Origin of the sequence: Planobispora longispora (genome assembly GCF_016863135.1) — a bacterium.
Classification (GTDB): Bacteria; Actinomycetota; Actinomycetes; order Streptosporangiales; family Streptosporangiaceae; genus Planobispora; species Planobispora longispora.
Map to the genome: position 1 here is coordinate 179801 of NZ_BOOH01000021.1, position 19411 is coordinate 199211.

Sequence of the window (19411 nt, forward strand, 5' to 3'; positions counted from 1 at the left end):
TCGGGCGCCGGGCGGCGCCACGACAGCATTTAGCCCTCCGCTACAGAGTCGTACATAGTCGGTTCATGGCTTTGAGGGTCGATCTCGGTGTGGCCGAGCTGGCGGCGACGCGATTCGCGATCTCACCGCTGTCCGAGACGGTGGCCGGCCTGCAGCAGCTGGGCGGTCGTGATCGGAACCCGCTCAACCTGCGGTGGCTGCGGTGGGCGGCGGACGAGATCGCCAGGCGCCCCCTCGGTCTGTCACGTGTCCGGCCGCTGCTCGTGAACGACCGGCGGAGTTGGCCGGAGTTCCTCGTCCCCGCTCCGCTCGGCGCTGCGACGGCGATCGAGGACGACCTGGCCGCGGTGGAGAGAACGACCGCGTCTCACGTGCGGGCCAGCCTCCGGCGGGTGTTCGGCGAGGAGCTCCCCGACGCCGCCGCCGCGCTCGCCGCGCAGCCGGCGGCGGGCCTGCGGGCGATCGCCGCGGAACTGCGCACGGCGCACGACCGGCTCATCGCGCCGCACTGGCCGCGGATCCGGGCCGTACTCGACGCGGACGTCATCTACCGTGCCAAGCAGCTGGCGGCGGGCGGCGCCGAGAAGCTCTTCGCCGACCTGCATCCGGATCTGCACTGGTGCGATGGCCGGCTGACGATGCGGGGAAGGCACTGGCGGACCGAGCACGTGGTGCGTCGCGGCCCGGGCGGCCTGGTCCTCATCCCCGTCGTCCTCGGCCCGCCCCATGTGATGATCAAGAAGAGCACGTCCACGCAGACCACGGTGCGGTACCCGGCACGGGGCGTCGGCGCGTTGTGGACCGCGGGAACGCGGCCGCCGGCGGGGAGCACGGTCCGGCTGCTCGGCCGGGCGCGCGCCGAGCTGCTCGAGGCACTGCGGTCTCCCGCCACGACGACGGAGCTGGCCCGCGCGCTGGGTGTCACACCCAGCGCCGTGTCGCAGCACCTCGCGGTGCTGCGCGAGAACGGGCTGGTCGCGCGCGAGCGATCCGGACGCAACGTCCTGTACATGACGACCGCCCTCGGCGTCTCCCTGACCTCCCCGTCCTCTCCTGATCTCCCTGTCCTCCCCTGACCTCCCTGATCTCTCTGGCCTTCCTGGCCTGCTTGGCCTCCACGACCTTCCCTGATCGGGACGGCCGGCCGAGCCTCCCGTCGGCCGGGTGGCCGGGATCACGTGCCCCCGGCGGCGGGCCGATAGTCTGCGCAGGTGCCTACCATCGCCGACGTCGTCGAAGTGCTCGAATCCGCCTACGACCCCCGGTGGGCGGAGTCGTGGGACGCGGTCGGGCTCGTCTGCGGCGATCCGTTCCAGCCCGTCACGAAGATCCTGTTCGCGGTGGATCCCGTGGCCGCCGTCGCCGACGAGGCGGTCTCCTGGGGCGCCGACCTGATCGTCGCCCACCACCCGCTCTACCTGCGCGGCACCACGAGCGTCGCCGCCACCACCTTCAAGGGCCGCCTGGTCCACACGCTGATCAAGAACGACATCGGCCTGTACACCGCCCACACCAACGCCGACGTCGCCGATCCCGGCGTCTCCGACGCCCTCGCCCGCGCCGTCGGGCTGACCGGCCCGCTGGTCCCGCTGAGCCCCGCCGCCGACGACCCCCGCCGGGGCCTCGGCCGCATCGGCTCCCTGCCCGCCCCGATGTCCCTGCGGGACTTCGCCGGGCAGGCCGCCCGCGGCCTTCCCGGCACGGCGGGCGGCCTGCGCGTCGCCGGAGACCCCGGCCGCGAGGTCCGGCGGGTCGCGGTGAGCGGGGGAGCGGGGGACTCCCTGCTCGGCACGGCCCGCGCCGCCGGGGTGGACGTGTTCCTCACCGCGGACCTGCGCCACCACCCGGCCAGCGAGTTCATCGAGGCCGCCGCGGACGGGGGCGGGCCCGCCCTGATCGACGCGGCCCACTGGGCCACCGAGTGGCCCTGGCTGGCCGACGCGGCCCGGATCGTGGCGTCCGAGTTGGCGGCCGAGGGGATTAATGTTGAGACGCGCGTGTCCGAGACGGTCACGGACGCGTGGACGACAACAGCAGAGTGCGAGGAAACGACGTGAAAGCAGCCCCGGCAGACCAGAAGCGCCTGCTCGACCTGGCCGAGATCGACTCCGTCATCGACCGGCTGGCCCACCGCCGCCGCACCCTGCCCGAGCTGGCGGAGATCGACGAGCTCGCCGCCCGCGTGGCCAAGCTGGCGACCCAGGTGATCGCCGCCGAGACCGAGGCGAGCGACCTCGCCCGGGAGCAGGCCAAGGCCGAGGGCGACGTCGACTCGGTCCGCACTCGCGCCGAGCGCGACCAGAAGCGCCTCGACTCCGGGCAGGTGTCCTCCCCGAAGGACCTCGCCAGCCTCCAGTCGGAGATCGCCTCCCTGCACCGCCGCCAGAGCGACCTGGAGGAGGTCGTCCTGGAGATCATGGAGCGCAGGGAGGCGGCCGACGCCCAGGTGACGAAGCTGGCCGCCGAGCGCGACGAGCTCGCCGGGTCCCGCGCCGCCGCCGAGGACCGCAGGGACGCCGCGTTCGCCGAGATCGACAAGGAGAGGGCCGAGGCCCAGGAGCGCCGCGCCGCCGTCGTCGGCGGCGTCCCCGGTGACCTGCTCTCCCTCTACGAGAAGCTCCGCGAGCAGTTCGGCGTGGCCGCCGCGATGCTCCAGGGCGGGCGCTGCCTCGGCTGCCGCACGAGCCTGTCCATCGCCGACCTCAACCGCATCAAGGCCGCCGCCCACGACGAGGTGGTGCGCTGCGAGGAGTGCCGCCGCATCCTGGTCCGCACGCCGGAGTCCGGTCTGTGACGTCCTACGTCGTCGAGGCCGACGGCGGGTCCCGGGGCAATCCCGGCCCCGCCGGCTACGGCGCGGTGGTCAGGGACGCCGCCGACGGGCAGATCATCGCCGAGGACGCCGCGGCGATCGGTACGGCCACCAACAACGTCGCGGAGTACCGCGGGCTGATCGCGGGCCTGCGGGCCCTGCTCGACCTGGCGGGGGACGGCGCGGCCGTCGAGGTCCGGATGGACTCCAAGCTGGTGGTCGAGCAGATGGCCGGCCGCTGGAAGATCAAGAACGAGGGCCTGCGCCCGCTCGCGCTGGAGGCGGGGGCGCTGGCCCGCCGTCTCCGCGTCAGCTGGCGGTGGATCCCCCGTGAGCAGAACCGGGAGGCCGACCGCCTGGCCAACGAGGCCATGGACGCCGCGGCCAAGGGCATCGCCTGGCACTCCACGACCACCTCGGGCGGGCCCGGATCCCCGGCTTCGGCTGTGCCGGGGGCCGGGGGTGCTCAGGAGTCCCTCTTCGATTCGACGGATGTTTCCGAAATATCGTCAGAGGTTCCAGGGGCGGCCGCGAAGGGGACCGGCTGGCGGCCGGCCACGACCGCCGCCACCACCCTGATCCTGCTCCGCCACGGCGAGACCGCGCTCTCCGTCGAGCGCAGGTTCTCCGGACTCGGCGACCCCGAGCTCACTCCCAACGGCACCGCCCAGGCCGAGGCCGCGGCGGCCAGGCTCGCGCGGGCGCCGTACGGCGTCCAGGTGATCGTCAGCTCCCCGCTCAAGCGCGCCCGCGCCACCGCCGAGGCCGTCGCCGCGCGGACCGGCCTGGAGGTGATCGTCGAGGAAGGGCTGCGGGAGGCCGACTTCGGCGACTGGGAGGGCCACACCTTCACCGAGATCCAGCGCCGCTGGCCGGACGAGCTCGCGGCCTGGCTCGCGGACCCGTCCGTCGCGCCGCCGGGCGGAGAGAGCTTCGAGACGGTGGCCCGGCGGGTCCAGGAGACCCTGGACGCTCTCGTCGAGCGCTACGAGGGCAGGACGGTCCTCGCCGTCTCCCACGTCACGCCGATCAAGACGCTGCTCCGGCTCGCCCTGCTGGCGCCTCCCGCCGCGCTGTACCGCATGCACCTCGACCTGGCGTGCGTCTCCCGGATCGAGTACTACGCCGACGGGCCGGCCGTGGTGAAGGCGTTCAACGACACCTCACATCTCCACTGATCTTCACTGGTCACGAGAAGAGGCCCGGACAGCGCCCATTCGTCCCACGATCCACTAGATTGCCGGATATGACGGACCTTGGCAGCCTGGTGCGGGAGACCGCCGACCGGCTCGCAGAGCAGCATGTGGGCGTGGTGGTCGCCGCGATCGCCGGAGAATCGGTGGAGATCCGGGGCGCCGGACGGACGGGCGGCAAGCACGACGGCGTCCCGGACGCCGACACGGTGTTCGAGATCGGCTCGGTGAGCAAGGTGTTCACGGCACTGGCCCTGGCGCGGCTGGCCGTGGCGGGCAAGGCCGATCTCGACGAGCCGCTGGCCGCGCTGCTGCCCGAGGGGACGCGGGTGCCGTCGCGCGACGGCAAGGAGATCACGCTCCGGCACCTGGCGACCCACACCTCGGGCCTGCCCCGGCTGCCCAAGGGCATGCTCCTGCGGGCGCTGCTGCGCCCGTCGACGCCGGATCCGTACGCCGGATGCACCGCCGAGTTCCTGTTGGGGACCCTGGCCGCGACCCGGCTGGGCGCCGTCCCCGGACGCCGGTTCCGCTACTCCAACCTCGGCGCCGGTCTGCTGGGGCTGGCGCTCGCCCGCCGGGCCGGCACCGACTACGAGACACTGATCACCCGGGAGATCTGCGAACCTCTGGGGATGACCGACACCGGTCTCACCGATCAGTCAGGCCGTCTCATCCAGGGACACGACCGGCGCCGCCGGCCCGTCTCGCCGTGGCACCTGGCCGACCTGGCCGGAGCCGGCGGGTTGCGGTCGACGGCCGCGGACCTGGTCGCCTTCGTGCGCGCCCAGCTGAACCCCGACTCCGGCGAGCTCGCCGAGGCGATCCGGCTCACCCGTGAGACCGAGCACCGGAACACCCCTTTCTCCTGGGTTCACCTGGGCTGGATGGGCCAGCGGCTGCACGCGAGCCAGGGCGGCGGCCTGCAGATCTGGCACAACGGGATGACCGGCGGATTCTCCTCGTTCGTGGGGTTCGACCCGGAGCGGCAGGCGGCCGTCATCGCGATCGGCAACACCCAGCGGTCGATGGACAAGCCCGCCTTCGAGCTGCTCCGCCGCCTGCAGGAACAGCGGGGCCTCGGGGACTCCTGAGCCTCCATGCGCCCGCGGGCCGGAACGAGCCGCCTCGGCCGCATCGTGCCGGCCTCCTGATGCTACGACGAACAGGAAGATCTACAGCACGTGCCCCGGAACGGAGGGCCGGTCGGAAGCCGTTAAGCTTGAGGCACGGCGGACGAGCCGGCCGGGCGGCCGCGTCGGGCCCTTCGGGGCCCGCCGAGGAAGGTCCGGGCTCCACAGGGCAGGGTGGTCGGTAACGCCGACCCGGGGTGACCCGCGGGACAGTGCCACAGAAAACAGACCGCCCCTCTCTCCGAGAGGGGTAAGGGTGAAACGGTGGTGTAAGAGACCACCAGCGCCCACGGTGACGTGGGCGGCTCGGTAAACCCCACCCGGAGCAAGGTCAAGAAGGGACGCCCTCCGGGGCGTCCCGCGCGCGGCGCCTGAGGGCGGCCCGCCCGAGCCGCGCGGGTAGACCGCTTGAGGCCGCCGGCAACGTCGGCCCTAGATGGATGGTCGCCCCTTCACACCCGTGAAGGACAAAACCCGGCCTACAGGCCGACTCGTCCGCCTTCATCCCTCTGACCAGAGGTGGAGCCGTATCCCGGCAAGACCAGAACGCTCAGAGGGCGCAATGGGGGCGCATTCGGGTGGGCCCGCGTGTCGAGGCGAAGGTGGAGAAGGCGCCGGGTAGCCGCGAGGTGCCGCCGTCCGAACATGGCAGCCGGTGACCCGGCGCGCCAGCCGTGCCGTACGGCTCGGCGGGACTTCGGCCAGGTGCATCCGCCGGTCCTCCTGCCGCATACCGATCATGACGAGCACGTAGCCGACGAGCGCGGCGGCACCGAGAACCAGGCCGATGACCAGTGGGATCACGCTCATGACCGGATCACCCGCGCCTGGCTGCGGTTGCGGGGACGGCCGGCCGGGCGGCGGTTCTCGCGCCGTCGGCTGCACGATTTGCGCCGGCCCTCCCGGCGCTTGAGCCGGCGCTCCCGTGCCCGGCATGCACGCCACAGGGGCTGTGTCCCGCCCCGGGCCGCGCCGTACGCGCTGGCGGGGGCTCGTCGACCTCATCGAATGAGCCGGTGGTGCTAGTGATCATTGGTAGCGCTCCTTTCGGCCGGTTGCCTCCGGCGTGCGATACCGAGGGTGCGCCGACCGGCAGGGACGAGATCACCACAGGACGGGACAGGTTCAGGACGTCCGGTCTACGATTGCCGCGTCCCTGGACGTCCCTTGCCGGGCAGGTGGAATGGCGAACGAGCGACTGCGCGCGGCCTTGCTGGAGCGCGGGACATCGGTGGCCGAGCTGGCCGAGGCGGTTCGGGTCGATCCGAAAACCGTGGAGCGGTGGATCACCAAGAACCGCACGCCGTACCGGAAGCACCGTCTAGCGGCGGCGTCGTTCCTGAAGATGGACGAGTCCTACCTGTGGCCCGAGGCGCTGACGCCCCAGCAGGTGGCGGACGCCTCGGAGAGCGAGATCGTCACGGTCTATCCGCATCGCTGGGCCGTACCCAGGGACGCGTGGGGACGTCTGTTCACCCAGGCCAAGCGGGAGATCGGCGTGCTGGTCTACAGCGGCATCTTCATCGCCCAGGACACCGGCATCATGCGCACCTTCGCCGAGAAGGCCAGGGCCGGGGTGCGGGTGCGCATCCTGCTCGGCGACCCGGACGCGCTGGAGGTCGCCCAGCCCGGAGCCGACGAAGGCGTCAGTGACGGCATGGTCGCCCAGACCCGTATGGCGCAGCTGCTTTATCGCCCGCTGCGGCCGGTCGAGGGCATCGAGATCCGGCTCCATCACACGATCTTGTACAACTCCATCTACCGCGGTGACGACCAACTTCTCGTCAACACCCACATCTACGGCAAGTTCGCCACCGATGCTCCTGTCATGCATCTGCGCAAGGTGCTGGGCGGGGACATGGTCACCACCTACCTGGAGAGCTTCGACGATGTCTGGGACGGCGCCAGGCCCTTGGAGCCCTGAGCCGGGGCCCGCCGCATCGACTTCTACGACGACCCCGCCGACGGCGGGCGGGTACCGTCTGGAATGTGATCGATCATCAGACCGCCGATTCCGGCGGCATCCGGCTCGCCTACAGGGCGATCGGCCCCGAGGATGCTCCACCGCTGCTCTTGCTGCACGCGTTGGGGGAATCCTCGGCGGATTGGGGCGGTGTGGCGGAGGCCTTCGCCGTCCACTGGCGGGTGTACGCCCTTGACCTGCGTGGCCACGGCCAGAGCGACTGGCCGGGAGAGTACTCGCTGGAGTTGATGCGCGATGACGTGCTGGAATTCATGGACGGATCGTCGCTCGACCGGGTGGATGTGATCGGGCACTCGATGGGCGGGATCGTGGGATATCTGCTGGCTCAGGCGGCTCCCCCACGGGTGCACCGGCTCGTTCTGGAAGATGTCCCGGCGCCGTTGCCGCGTGAGCGGAGCATCACGACCAGACCGGACGGGCCTCTGCCCTACGACTGGGCGATGGTGCAGGCGATCAAGGCTCAAATCGACGACCCCGATTCCATCTGGCTGGAGCAGCTCAGCCGAATCACGGCATCCACGCTCGTCATCGGAGGCGGACCGGAGAGTCCGATACCGCAGGAACGGGTCGCCGAGTTGGCGCGCCGCATCCGCGGCAGCCGACACATCACGATCCCCGCAGGTCACCTGATTCACCAGGCCGAGCCGGAGGCCTTCACCGATGCCGTGCTGGGGTTCCTGCTAGCGGCGGTGACCTCGCAGCCCTGAACGAGGTGTGTTCCCGTGCCGGGCACGGCCGGCGTACGGCTCGGAACCGCGTTCATCCCGGTCGCGGACATCGAGTCGACGTTCTCCCGGGGCATTCGTGAGATTCCGGGGTCTTCCGGAGGGGGGAGGTTAGCCTGGGGGAGTGGGACGGCGGGATGGCGACGGCGGTCAGGCGGGCGGTCTCGACGGGTTGCGGCGCCATCTGGCCGGCGGGGCGGGTGGACACCGGCTGCGGTTCGGCTCCGGGGCGGCGGGGATCGAGCGTCTCGAGGCGTCGCTGGTCGGTGAGGGGTTCGCGCCGCACCGGCACGACACCTATGCGATCGGGGTGACGCTGGCGGGCGTGCAGACGTTCCGCTACCGGGGCGAGCTGCGGCACTGCCTGCCCGGCGACTGGCACGTCCTGCATCCCGACGAGGTGCACGACGGCATGCCCGGGACGGACGAGGGCTTCGGTTACCGGATCCTCTACGTCGATCCGTTCCTCGTGCAGCAGGCGCTGGGCGGGCGGCCGCTGCCGTTCGTCGCCGACCCGGTGGTGAGGCGGCGCGATGCGCGCTCGCCGCTGTCGGCGTGCCTGCGGGACATCGACGATCCGCTCGACGACTTCGCGCGGATCGACGTGGCTCTGCTGGTGGCGGACATGTTGGAACGGCACTCCGCGGCCCGGCCGGGGAGGGGCTCCACGCTGGCGCTGGAAGCGCTGTCGCGCGTGCGCGGGCTGATCGTGGACGACCCGGTGACCCGCCATTCCGTCGAGGAGCTCGAGAAGGTCGCGGGACTGGACCGCTGGACGCTCGCCCGCCAGTTCCGCGCCGCGTTCGGCACCAGCCCGACCCGTTTCCGCACGATGCGGCAGCTCGACCGGGTGCGCCGGCTGCTGAGCGATGGCACGCCGCCGATCGAGGCCGCGCTGGCGGCGGGCTTCGCCGACCAGAGCCACATGACCAGGATGTTCAAGCGGACGTACGGGCTCACTCCGGCGGCGTGGACCGCGGCGCTCGCCGGGCGGTGACGGTCACCGCCGTCCGGGGCGGTCACCGCTGTCGGGGTGGCCGCGCCGTACGGGCAGCCGCGTCGTGTGATCAGCCGGCTGTCCGGTCGGCCGGCTGTACGGCGGCGGCCACACGGTCACCCGCCACCGGAACCCTTCCGCGGCGGCGGGGACGTCCTGGCCTCGATGGCGTGGATGACGGCCGCCATGTCCGATTCGGCATGCCCCAGCGCCAGCGTCTCACCGAACAGGGCGAGGCAGACGTCCAGCAGCGGCGAGGCCGTCCCCGAGCGGCGGGCGGCCTCGGCGATCAGCTGGTTGTTCTTCAGCACGTCGGCGATCGCCGCCTGCGGGCTGAAATCGCGCCCGGCCAGCTTGGCGGCCTTCGTGCGGGAGACGGCGCTGGCCATCGGCCCGGAGCCGAGCACGTGCAGGAACACCTCCGGGTCGAGGTCGTGCCGGTTCGCGAAGTGCACGGCTTCGGCGAGACCGCTCACCATCGTGATCAGGAACAGGTTGACCGCGAGCTTCATGAGCGACGCCGAGGGGACGGCGCCGCACACGACCGTCTCGTGGCACATCGGCCGGAGCAGCGGCCGGACCTCCTCCACGGCCTCCGGCTCCCCGGCGAGCATCGCCACCAGCTGCCCGGCCTCGGCGGGTCCGCGTGACCCCGAGACCGGAGCCTCGACATAGGCGCCTCCGGCGCCGTGGACGTCGGTTCCCAGCGCGGCCGAGTACCCGGGCGCGGTCGTCCCCATGTGGACGACGACGTGCCCGGCGACCTTCTCCGCGAACCCGGGCGTCCCGCGTTCCAGCACGGCGTCGGTCGCGGCCTCGTCCGCCAGCATCAGCATCACCACGCGCGCCCGCTCGAACACCTCGGCGGGGCTCGCCGCCACTTTCGCACCGGCCGCACGCAGGGCGTCGCACCGGCCCGGGGAGCGGTTCCAGACGACGAGGGGCGTGCCCGCGCGGGCCAGGTTGAGCGCCATGGGCCGGCCCATGAGCCCGAGGCCGAGGAAACCCAGGTCCATCCGTCCACCTCCGCCGCGCCCCTCGGTGGGACGGCGGCACGACAGTTGTAGCGGCGGGTGGCGGCGCCGGTCTTGAACGATTGTGCGGGCGCCCGGCGAGGCACGGGGCCGGCGGTCCCGCCGTGATGTCCTGGCGGGACCGGCGCCGATCGCCGGGATCGACTCCCGAGGCGGCGCGGGACGGCCGGTCGTCCGTACAGCGGAGACGAGCGGTCCCGGTACGAGCCGGTGATCGCGACCGGCCGCCTCGTGCTGCGGACCGGCGGGCGGGCGTGGGCTCGGGTACGTTGGGCCGGTGAAGGATCGGCACGCGGGGGCCGTACGGCTGGGACACGGCCGCCGGTCGAGGGGGTGGGCGATGATCGCGCAGGCGGACGCCGTGGAGGACAGGGCGCAGGGCGCGCGCGGCCGGTCGCGTGGCGGGCCGATGGCCGCCGCGCTCGTCGGCCTGGTCGTGGCGCTCTCGGGTTGCACCGTCGCGCAGGGCGCCTCCTCACCGGCGGCTCCCGGCCGGAGCGTGACACAGGCGGCCGCGGAGCCGTCGGCCACGCCGGCGGCGGGGACGCCGACGGTGCGGGCGCCCGCCCTGCCCGCCCCCGGCAAGGCGATCCCCAAGGCCCCGGCGGAGCTGGCCCGTGCTCTGACCGGCACCGCCGCGCAGCTGCGGCGCGCCATCGACGACTGGAGGCGCGCCGGAGGCACCGCCACGGGGCGGGTCCCCGACTCGGTGGTGCTGCCGGCCCTGTACCAGCAGCGCCTCTACCGCCATCTGGCGCGCAACTCCGAGGTCGCCTCCCGCACCTACGCCGCGTTGCCGAAGGCCCTGGCCGGACCCGCGAAGGCCGATGTGACGGCCATCCGGAAGCTGCTCTCCCTCGCCCACCCGGTCAGCGATCCCGCGAAGTTCCGCGTCGAGAAGCCCGAGCCCGCCGACGTCCTGATCGGCCACTTCCGGCGCGCCGAGCGCCGGTTCGGCGTCGACTGGGAGGTGCTGGCAGCGGTGATGTTCGTCGAGACCAAGTTCGGCCGCGTCAGGTCGCCGAGCCACACCGGAGCCAAGGGGCCGATGCAGTTCATGCCGCGGACCTGGGAGGCGTACGGGATGGGCGGTGACGTCCACGACACCCGGGACGCCATACTCGCCGCGGCCAACTACCTGCACGCGTCGGGGGCGCCGCGCGACTACCGGCGCGCGCTGTACGCCTACAACCACTCCTGGGCGTACGTCGACGCGGTGCTGCTGCACGCGCGCCAGATCAAGCGGGACGTCAGGAACTACTACGCCTACTACAACTGGCAGGTGTTCGTGATCACCACTCGCGGAGAGCGCCGCCTGACCGGTCCATGATCCCGTGGCCCGGCGTCGTCTGACCGGTTCCCGATCCCGTGGCCCGGCACCGCCTTTTTGGCCGGACCCGCCGGGGCGTAGAGTTCCGGCACCGTCCGTCAGGTGCCCGCGGGAGTCGCTTTGATCATCGTGTCCGGGAAGCTGTATGTGGATCCGGAGATCCGGAAGGGATACCTGGACGGGTGCGTGGCCGTCATCCGGCGGGCACGGGCCGCCGACGGCTGCCTCGACTTCGCGCTCACGGCCGACCCGATCGAACCGGGCCGGATCAACGTGTACGAGCGGTGGGAGTCCGACGTCCACCTTCAGCGGTTCCGGTGCACGGGGACGGGGCCCGACCGGCTGGCCGAGATCCGCGTGGCGCAGGTGGAGAAATACCGGATCTCCTCCGTCGAGGCGCCCTGAGAACGCATCGGGGCCGCTCGGGGAACCTGTCGGGTTCCCTGAGCGGCCCCTCCCGCCCGTCCGCTCCCTACGCCGCCGCTTTCCGCCACGGGGCGGACTGGAGGAGGTCGTCGATCCGGGCGGCGGGGGCGGGCGGGGAGAACAGGTAGCCCTGCGCCAGCGGGCAGCCCATCTGCTGGAGCATGCCGGCCTGGTCGTCCGTCTCCACGCCCTCGACGACGGTGCGCAGGTCCAGGCTGGCCGAGAGCTCCACGATCGCCTTGGTGAAGGCGCGGGTCTGCTGGCGGCGGTCGGCCTCGGTGAGCGCGGTGGTGAACGAACGGTCGATCTTGAGGATGTCGACCGGGAGGGTGCGCAGGTAGGCCAGGGACGAGTATCCGGTGCCGAAGTCGTCCAGGGCGATGCGCACCCCGTGATCGCGCAGTGCCTGCAGGACGGAGATGAGACGCTGGGTCTCGGCCGTGGTGGTGGCCAGCATCATGCTCTCCGTGATCTCCAGTACCAGCGCCTGCTCGGGCAGGTCGTGGCGGCGCAGGATCGTCAGCACGGCGTCACTGAAGTTCTCGTCGCGCAGCTGGCGGCCGGAGACGTTGACGGTCACGGAGATGCCGTACTGCTCGTGCCAGCGGCGCGCGTCGGCGCAGGCCTGCTCCAGCACCCACAGCCCGATCGGGATGATGAGCCCGGTCTCCTCGGCGATCGGGATGAACACGTCCGGCCGGACCGGCTTGCCCCCGGTGGGATTCCAGCGCAGCAGAGCCTCCACGGCGGTGATGGCGCCGCTGTTCAGATCGACGACGGGCTGGTAGTTGAGGGTGAGCTCCTGCTGGGCGATGGCGTGGCGGAGCCCGGTGGTCAGCCGGCTGTGCTCCAGGCGGGCGGCGCGCATCTCCGGGTCGAAGGTGGCCAGCTGGTTCTTGCCCGCGTTCTTGGCGGCGTACAGCGCCATGTCCGCGTCGCGGAGCGCCTCGGACGCGTTGCTGACCGGGATGTCGGCCAGCACGCCGATGCTGGTGGTGAGGTGGAGCTCGCGCCCGCCGACCCGGTACGGGGTCTGCAGGGCGTGCAGGATCTGCTGCGCGACGGCGGTCGCGGTGACGAGGGCGGTGCCGGGCATCACGATGGCGAACTCGTCGCCGCCGAGCCGGGCCAGGGTGTGCCCCGAGGTGACGATGCCGCGCAGGCGGCGCCCGACCTGGGAGAGGAGCTCGTCGCCGACGGAGTGGCCGAAGGTGTCGTTGACGTCCTTGAACCCGTCGAGGTCGAGGAGGAGCAGGGCGGGCGGGGTCTCCGGATCGGTCAGGGACTCCTGCAGGGCCTCACCGAACACGGTGCGGTTGGCCAGCCCGGTCAGCGGGTCGCGGGAGGCGCGGTGCGTCAGCTGGCGCTGGAGCTGCTCCTGCTTGTGCAGGGCGACGGTCAGCTTGGCGGTCTGGGCGATGAGCTGCTCGGCCTGGCTGTCCAGGGCGACGGCGCGGGTCTCGGCCACGCGGGCGACGATGGTGAGCCGGAGCACGAGCAGGACGGCCAGCAGCACGGTCATCAGGACGATCGCCACGTAGTCCCGGAGGGACAGCTCATCGGTGCCGGAGAGCAGGGGGACCAGGCTGGAGATCAGCGGGCTGAGCAGCGTGACGGCGAGGAACGTGGTGACCCGCGCCCGGCTGGTGATGGCGGGGGGACGGATCTGGGCGGTGTTCGCCAGGCTGGGGTGGAGCGCGGCGCACCCGGTCAGCAGGGCCCAGCCCAGCCAGGCGGTCATGGCCGGCGCGCCGGCGTCCCGCCCGGCCACCTGGTCGAGCAGGTGGGCGCCGTCGCCCACGATCAGGACGGCGAAGGACGTGGTCATGAGCGCCAGCCAGGGCGCCCGCCCGCCGTCGAAGACCATCCGCACGAGCACGCCGAGCATGAGGAGGTCGATGCAGAGGACGGTCACCGCCAGGACGATCCCCGCGGTCATCGTCTCGGCCCGGTCCAGCGCGGGGTCGATGAGGAAGGTCCACAGGGGCATGCCGACGCCGACGGTGATGATCCCGCCGTCCAGCAGGCCCGCCCAGCGCGCGCCGCCGGTCCGCAGGCCCAGCAGCACCAGCCCGGCCAGCGCCAGGCCGTACGCGATCGGGGTGCCGAGCTGGGACAGCACGAGGAAGGCCGGGATCTCCAACCAGAACCAGCCCACGCCCTCGAACAGCACGCCCTCCACGTAGGAGACCACGGCCGCCGCGGCGATCAGCCGCCAGTGCCACTGGCCGGACAGGCCGTGGCGGCGGACGCCGACGATGACGGCGAGCACCGACACCAGCTGCAGGAGCGCCAGGACCGCGACGCCGGGGCCGGGGAAGACGGGGGTGAGCAGCGGGGTCACGAGGGTGAACAGACCACCGACGAGAAGGTACACCAGCCAGCCGTACGGCTCCCGCGCAAGGCGGGATCCGGCGGCGCGGACTGCTTCAGGGGAGGTCTTCCTCATATTCTCTTTCTCGATCCGCCATCTGCTCGACTCGGACACTTCTGGCGTCCTCAGCATCGGCTCCGAACGGCGTGTCTTTAGGTGTGTGACGGCTTTAGGGTTGTGACGGTTTTCAGACGGTCGCAGCCGGTTCCGGACGGTTCAGCGAACGATCATCGCGGGGAGAGCCCCGGCCAGCGCAGGACGAGCCGGGTGTGACGCTTGTCGAGAACCGGTGCGCCGGGGGAGAGGGGGCCCCGTCCGGCGGGGTGGGCCTCGATGCGCAGGTCCCCGGAGCCGGGCCGGCCCGCGATGTCCCAGTCGCGCAGGTGGGTGATGAGGTCGGCGGCGAGCTCCGGGCCTTCGGGGCCGTAGGCGTGTACGGCGAGCGCGCCGCCGGGCCGTCCGTGCTCCAGGACGCAGAGGCTGCCCCGCTCGACGATCCCGGTGGCCACCGTGAACCCGGGCAGGTCCGTGGGCGTGGACGGCAGCCGTCCCGGGCGGGTCTCGAACAGCGCGCACCAGCGCGGCTCGCGGACCGCGAGCCAGAGACCGAACCCGTCGAGGAGCTCTCCCCGGTCGGCGCTCGTCTCGGTGCGGAAGGCCGCGGAGGCGCCGTCGAGCGCTGCCAGGACGTCACCGATCTCCCGTTCCTCGGGGAGGGAGATCGTCAGATCCGAGGCGTGGTCCAGGACGCTGATCAGCTCGGGGCCGGCGAAGGGGCCGCGCATCCGCATGAACCCGCAGGGCACCACCGAACGGCTGACCCAGTGCCCGCCGGCCCGCTCCATCGCCACCGAACGCTGCACCCCCCTCAGGTCCAGCGGGACGACGAGGCGGCCGGCCGGTCCGAGCTGCTCCAGCCAGGCCGGGGCGAGGTCCCACACCCCGACGGTGGCGATCACCCGGTCGTACGGCGCCCGCCCGGGGAAGCCCTCCGCCCCGTCGGCGCACACCACGTCCACCTGGGGGAAGCCGGCCGCGTCCAGCCGTCGGCGCGCGCGGTCGACGATGTCGGGGTCGATGTCGACGCTGACGACCCCGCCGCCGGGCCCGGTCAGGCAGGCCAGCAGCGCCGCGTTGTAGCCGGTCCCGGTCCCGATCTCCAGCACCCGCTGGCCGGGTTCGAGGCCGAGCTGGTCCAGCATCAGCGCCATGATCGTCGGCTGGGACGAGGAACTGATGGGCAGGCCGTCCGCGTCGCGCTTGGTCACGATCGCCTCGTCGCGGTAGGCGTCGGCGGGCGCGGTCTCCGGCAGGAAGAGGTGCCGGGGCACCGCCCGCAGCGCGTCGGCCACGGTGTCGCTGATCCCGCGCGCACGCACGCGCTCGACCATGCTCTCGCGCAGCGCGCCCAGGTCGGTCATCCTCGGCCTTCCGTCCGGCAGAAGACGGGCATCGCCCTTCAGTCTCCTCCGGGACCCCGGATCGCGGAACCCGTAGATCTCACGGCTCGCGAAGCTCGCGGAGCTCGCGGAGCTCGCACTCACGGAACTCGCGGAGATCGGAATACCGTCGGGGCGGGGCGGGAGCCGGCCGGGTGATCAGGGCGGCGGGTGATCAGGGCGGCGGGTGATCAGGGCGGCCGGGACACCGGGAAGTGGGGGGCGGATCGGGCCGCCCCCCACCTGCGACCCTGGGAGCATGGACCGCCGTCCGGCATTCGGGGGACGAGGCCGGACACCCGTAACCTAAGCCGGACGGGCGCGGGCGTCTGTGCAGAAATCCACGTTCACGGAGCCATGCTCACGCCGGTGCCGGGGAAGCCTCCCCCTCCCACGCGGCCAGGATCTCGGCCTCCTTGTCCGGGTCGATCCCGTGACTCATCCGCGCGGTTCCGAAGGAACGCCGCTCCACCGGGATGTCGCGGAGCCAGGCCCAGGTGTCGCGGACGGTCTCCGCCACCGGGCGGCAGGTGAGCCCGGCGGCCCGGGCCTTGGCGGAGGACGGCAGCCACACCCCGGCGAACTCCGGGCTGCGCGGGGCCCAGACGGGCAGCTCGGTCCAGGGCTGGACCTCACGGTCGAGCAGGAATCGGTCGTCCACCCAGACGAACTCGGCGTCCGAACCCGTCACGGCCCGGCACTCCTGGAGGAGGCCGCGGTAGGTGGCGTTGCCCTCGACCCCGCTGACGAAGAACCGGTCGGCCGTCCCCGCCTCGGCCTGGGACAGGGTGAAGGCGGCGATGTCGCGGGCGTCGATCAGCTGCATCGCGATCTCGGGATCGCCGGGCGCGAGGACCTTCCCGCCCCGGGCGATCCGGGTCAGCCACCAGGGCAGGCGGCCGACGTTCTCGTGCGGGCCCAGGATGAGGCCCGGTTCGATGATCAGGGCGTTGCCGTCGAAACCCTGCTCCACCGCGCGCTCGCAGCCCGCCTTGAGCACTCCGTAGTCGCCGTCCTCGGGCCCGGCGTCCGGGGCGCAGTCGAAGCGAGGGGTGCTCTCGTCCGTCGGGCTCGAGCCCGGCCAGCCGGAACAGGCCGAGATGCTGGAGATGAACGCGTAGGTGGCGGCCCTGCCGTTGAGGGCGCGCACCGAGTCGCCGACCACCCGGGGGACGAATCCGCAGACGTCGACGACGGCGTCCCACTCGCGGCCCTCGGCGAGCCGGGCCAGATCCTCGGGGGACTCGCGGTTCCCTCTGACGGCCTCGACCCCGGGCAGGTCCTGCCCGCTCACGCCCCGGTTGAACGTCGTGACCTCGTGCCCGCGCCGCAGCGCCTCCTCGACGATCGCCCGGCCGAGGAAGACCGAGCCGCCGATAACAAGGGTTCTCATGGCGCCTCATTCTTGGCCTCCGGCGGGGCGCGGGCCATGTGGTTTCACCTCCGGCGCAAGCCGTACGCCCAGAGCGGAGCCGCAGGGGCTGGCGGCCGGGACAGGACTGTCAGGAGGGACGCCCGGGGCGGAAGCTCCGGACGGGGTGGGCGGGACAGGGACGACGGACGGGGCGGTCAGAGCGGGGCGACCTGGGCGGCGGGCTGGTCGAGGACGTGGACGCGGGCGGCTCCGATGTCGAAGTAGAGGCCGACCAGTTCCAGGCGCCCGGCGCGCACCAGCCGGTCCACCCGGGGGTGGGTCCGGAGGTTCTCCAGCTGCTGGATCACGTTGATCCGGCAGAGCCGGTCGAGCGGGCCGCCGTCGGAGCCGTCGCTCTCGGTGGCGATGAAGCGGGCCAGGCTGTGGTGGCCGTGGCGGAGCCAGCGGTTGAGCGCGGGCAGATCTCCCGTCGTCTCCCCGCCGCTGAGCAGCGCGACCATGGCGCCGCAGCCGGAGTGCCCGCAGACCGTGATGGTCCGCACGCCGAGCTCGTCGGTGGCGTACTCGATCGCGGCGGCGACCGAGTCGTCCGGGGCGGACGCCCCCCGGCGCGGGACGAGGTTGCCGATGTTGCGGACGGTGAACAGGTCCCCGGGGCCGCTGGAGGTGATGAGGTTCGGCACGATCCGGGAGTCCGCGCAGGTGATGAAGAGGTGCGAGGGCTTCTGCGCCCGGGCCATGCCGTGCAGCACCGGGCGGATCAGCGGCGCCGTGCGGAGGTGGAACTCGCCGGCTCCGGCGAGGAGCTCGGGGACGGCCCCGCCGCGGGCGAGCGGCCCGCACACGAGGGTCTCCCCGTACGGGGCCCCGGGAAGGACCCCGCCGTCCGGCTCGGGCACGGGCCCGGCGGAGCCCGCGGGGGAGCCGCCGCCCGGGCCGGGCACGGCGGAGCCGCCGGGAACGTCCCGCGCCGGGACGCGGACGTCTGCGGCGGCCCGTCCCCGGCGCCGCCGGTGGGACCACGGCAGCCACCAGCGGTCCGGGGCCCGGGGCGGCGTCTTGGCGGGGAACACCCGGGCGCCGCTGGCGGCCATGGCGTACCACTCGTCGTGGATCTCGTCGATGTTCACGGACCCGCCGCCGCGTTCGTGGTCCTGCCGCCAGGCGTGGATGGCCTCGAAGGCCGCGTGGTCCATGAAGTCGATGTTCAGGTCCAGGTCCACCTCGGCCCCGGCCGGGATGGTGCGGAGCTCCGCGGTGATCCTCGGCACCCCGAGGAAGGTGAGCGAGCCGCCGATCATCACGTGCCAGTGGCCCTGGGGGTCCTCCCGGCTGTCCACGGTCACCGAGGTGAGGCGGCGCAGCGCGAGCAGCGCGGCCAGGCCGAGGCCGAACAGCACGCCCTCGGCGAGGCCGAGGAACACCACGCCCGCCATCGTCACGGCGTAGACCGGCACCTCGCCGTGACCGCGCAGGTTCCGGATGTGGCCGACGTCGACCATCTGGACGCCGATGAAGACCAGCAGGGCGGCCAGCGCCTCCATCGGGACGAAGGTGATCGTCCAGCCCAGGCCGAGGCAGAACAGCAGGACCCAGAAACCGTGCAGGATCGCCGACCAGCGGCTGCGCGCCCCCGCCCGGACGTTGGTGGTGCTGCGCATGATGACCCCGGCCACCGGCAGCCCGCCCAGCGCGCCGGTCACCATGTTGGCCGCGCCCTGGGCGGTGAGCTCCCGGTCGAGATCGGCCCGTCTGCCGCCGTGCAGCCGGTCGACGGCCACCGCGCAGAGCAGGGACTCCACTCCGGCGAGCAGGGCGACCAGCACCACCGCCGCGGCGATCCCGTGCCAGTCGCCCTGCGGCCAGGCCGGGGCGGCCCAGCCCTCCAGGCTCGCCGACAGGTCGACCCGCGTGACGTCCCAGCCGAGGACGATCGAGGCCGCCGCGGTGGCGGACAGGGCCGCCAGCGGCGCGGGGACGGCCCGCAGCCGCCGGGGCAGCCGGGTCCAGACGACCAGGACCAGGATGGTCAGCAGTCCCGCGAGGACCGCGTGGTTGTGGTTCTCGGTGATCTGCCGGGGCAGCTCGGCCAGGTTCGCGACGGCCGAGCTCTGCGGGCTGCCGCCGAGGATGACGTGCAGCTGGGACAGGGCGATCACCACGCCCACGCCGGCCAGCATGCCGTGCACCACGGCGGGGGAGACCGCGAGCGCGGCGCGGGCGATCCGGAACACTCCCAGCACCAGCTGGAGGGCGCCGGCGAACAGGGTGATCATGCAGGTGGCCCGCCAGCCGTATCTCATGACGAGGTCGGCGACCACCAGTGCGAGCCCCGCCGCGGGGCCGCTGACCTGGACGACCGAGCCGCCCAGGAACCCCGCGACGACGCCGCCCACCACGGCGGCGACGAGCCCGGCCGCCAGGGGCGCCCCCGAGGCGACGGCGATCCCCAGGGAGAGGGGCACCGCCACCAGGAACACCACGAGGGAGGCGGGCAGGTCATGGCGGAGCACGGAGGAGATGTCACTCCGTGTCGCCTTGATATCACTCTTCGTGTCCGTCCCCATGAAGCAGACCTTATGCCGGTGA

The 19411-nt window shown here is 72.7% G+C and carries 15 protein-coding genes and 1 other RNA gene; 11 read left to right on the forward strand and 5 right to left on the reverse strand.

Translation table 11 applies throughout. From position 1 onward, the window contains the following. The first annotated feature begins 65 nt into the window (after positions 1-65). From Plo01_RS14820 to Plo01_RS14860, 9 genes are all read left to right on the forward strand, one after another. Entirely contained in the window at positions 66-1076 is a 1011-nt protein-coding gene (locus tag Plo01_RS14820; protein ID WP_203891146.1) for an ArsR/SmtB family transcription factor, read from the forward strand. A 135-nt stretch (positions 1077-1211) separates the two neighbouring features. Next, complete coding sequence (locus Plo01_RS14825; RefSeq protein ID WP_203891147.1) at positions 1212-2057, forward strand: Nif3-like dinuclear metal center hexameric protein; 846 nt, start codon at positions 1212-1214, stop codon at positions 2055-2057. Beyond that, the gene (locus Plo01_RS14830) at positions 2054-2794 is read left to right on the forward strand and encodes a zinc ribbon domain-containing protein (protein WP_203891148.1); all 741 of its coding nucleotides are present in this window, start codon (positions 2054-2056) and stop codon (positions 2792-2794) included. Before Plo01_RS14825 ends, Plo01_RS14830 begins: the two co-directional genes overlap by 4 nt. After that, positions 2791-3990, forward strand: coding sequence for a bifunctional RNase H/acid phosphatase (locus Plo01_RS14835; protein ID WP_203891149.1), 1200 nt, complete (start codon positions 2791-2793; stop codon positions 3988-3990). Before Plo01_RS14830 ends, Plo01_RS14835 begins: the two co-directional genes overlap by 4 nt. 68 nt (positions 3991-4058) lie before the next feature. Beyond that, positions 4059-5099 (forward strand): serine hydrolase domain-containing protein, encoded by a 1041-nt coding sequence (locus tag Plo01_RS14840; protein ID WP_203891150.1) that lies wholly within the window; start codon positions 4059-4061, stop codon positions 5097-5099. A gap of 143 nt (positions 5100-5242) precedes the next feature. Then, positions 5243-5636: RNase P RNA component class A (gene rnpB, locus Plo01_RS14845), an RNA gene on the forward strand. A 685-nt stretch (positions 5637-6321) separates the two neighbouring features. Then, positions 6322-7062 carry a helix-turn-helix domain-containing protein gene (locus tag Plo01_RS14850; protein ID WP_203891151.1) on the forward strand — a complete coding sequence of 247 codons (741 nt, stop codon included), beginning with the start codon at positions 6322-6324 and terminating at the stop codon, positions 7060-7062. 65 nt (positions 7063-7127) lie between these two features. Next, on the forward strand, positions 7128-7829 hold the full coding sequence (locus tag Plo01_RS14855) for an alpha/beta fold hydrolase (RefSeq protein ID WP_203891152.1): 702 nt from the start codon (positions 7128-7130) through the stop codon (positions 7827-7829). Positions 7830-7971: 142 nt separating this feature from the next. Beyond that, positions 7972-8844, forward strand: coding sequence for an AraC family transcriptional regulator (locus Plo01_RS14860; protein WP_239316347.1), 873 nt, complete (start codon positions 7972-7974; stop codon positions 8842-8844). A 116-nt stretch (positions 8845-8960) separates the two neighbouring features. On the opposite strand, the gene Plo01_RS14865 is transcribed toward Plo01_RS14860, so the two are convergent. Further along, on the reverse strand, positions 8961-9860 hold the full coding sequence (locus tag Plo01_RS14865) for an NAD(P)-dependent oxidoreductase (protein ID WP_203891153.1): 900 nt from the start codon (positions 9858-9860) through the stop codon (positions 8961-8963). Between the two features lie 295 nt (positions 9861-10155). Here Plo01_RS14865 and Plo01_RS14870 point away from each other — a divergent pair, with 295 nt between their 5' ends. Next, entirely contained in the window at positions 10156-11208 is a 1053-nt protein-coding gene (locus Plo01_RS14870; RefSeq protein ID WP_203891154.1) for a lytic transglycosylase domain-containing protein, read from the forward strand. A gap of 129 nt (positions 11209-11337) precedes the next feature. After that, a complete protein-coding gene (locus tag Plo01_RS14875; RefSeq protein WP_239316391.1) occupies positions 11338-11613 on the forward strand; it encodes a putative quinol monooxygenase in 276 nt (91 codons plus the stop codon). A gap of 67 nt (positions 11614-11680) precedes the next feature. Here the strand turns inward: Plo01_RS14875 and Plo01_RS14880 are convergent, their stop codons facing one another. From Plo01_RS14880 to Plo01_RS14895, 4 genes are all read right to left on the reverse strand, one after another. Further along, positions 11681-14083, reverse strand: coding sequence for a putative bifunctional diguanylate cyclase/phosphodiesterase (locus Plo01_RS14880; protein ID WP_203891156.1), 2403 nt, complete (start codon positions 14081-14083; stop codon positions 11681-11683). A 152-nt stretch (positions 14084-14235) separates the two neighbouring features. After that, on the reverse strand, positions 14236-15429 hold the full coding sequence (fxlM, locus tag Plo01_RS14885; RefSeq protein ID WP_203891157.1) for a methyltransferase, FxLD system: 1194 nt from the start codon (positions 15427-15429) through the stop codon (positions 14236-14238). A gap of 379 nt (positions 15430-15808) precedes the next feature. Then, positions 15809-16840 carry an NAD-dependent epimerase/dehydratase family protein gene (locus Plo01_RS14890; protein WP_203891158.1) on the reverse strand — a complete coding sequence of 344 codons (1032 nt, stop codon included), beginning with the start codon at positions 16838-16840 and terminating at the stop codon, positions 15809-15811. Positions 16841-17016: 176 nt separating this feature from the next. Then, entirely contained in the window at positions 17017-19389 is a 2373-nt protein-coding gene (locus Plo01_RS14895) for a SulP family inorganic anion transporter (protein WP_203891159.1), read from the reverse strand. Positions 19390-19411: the final 22 nt, after the last annotated feature.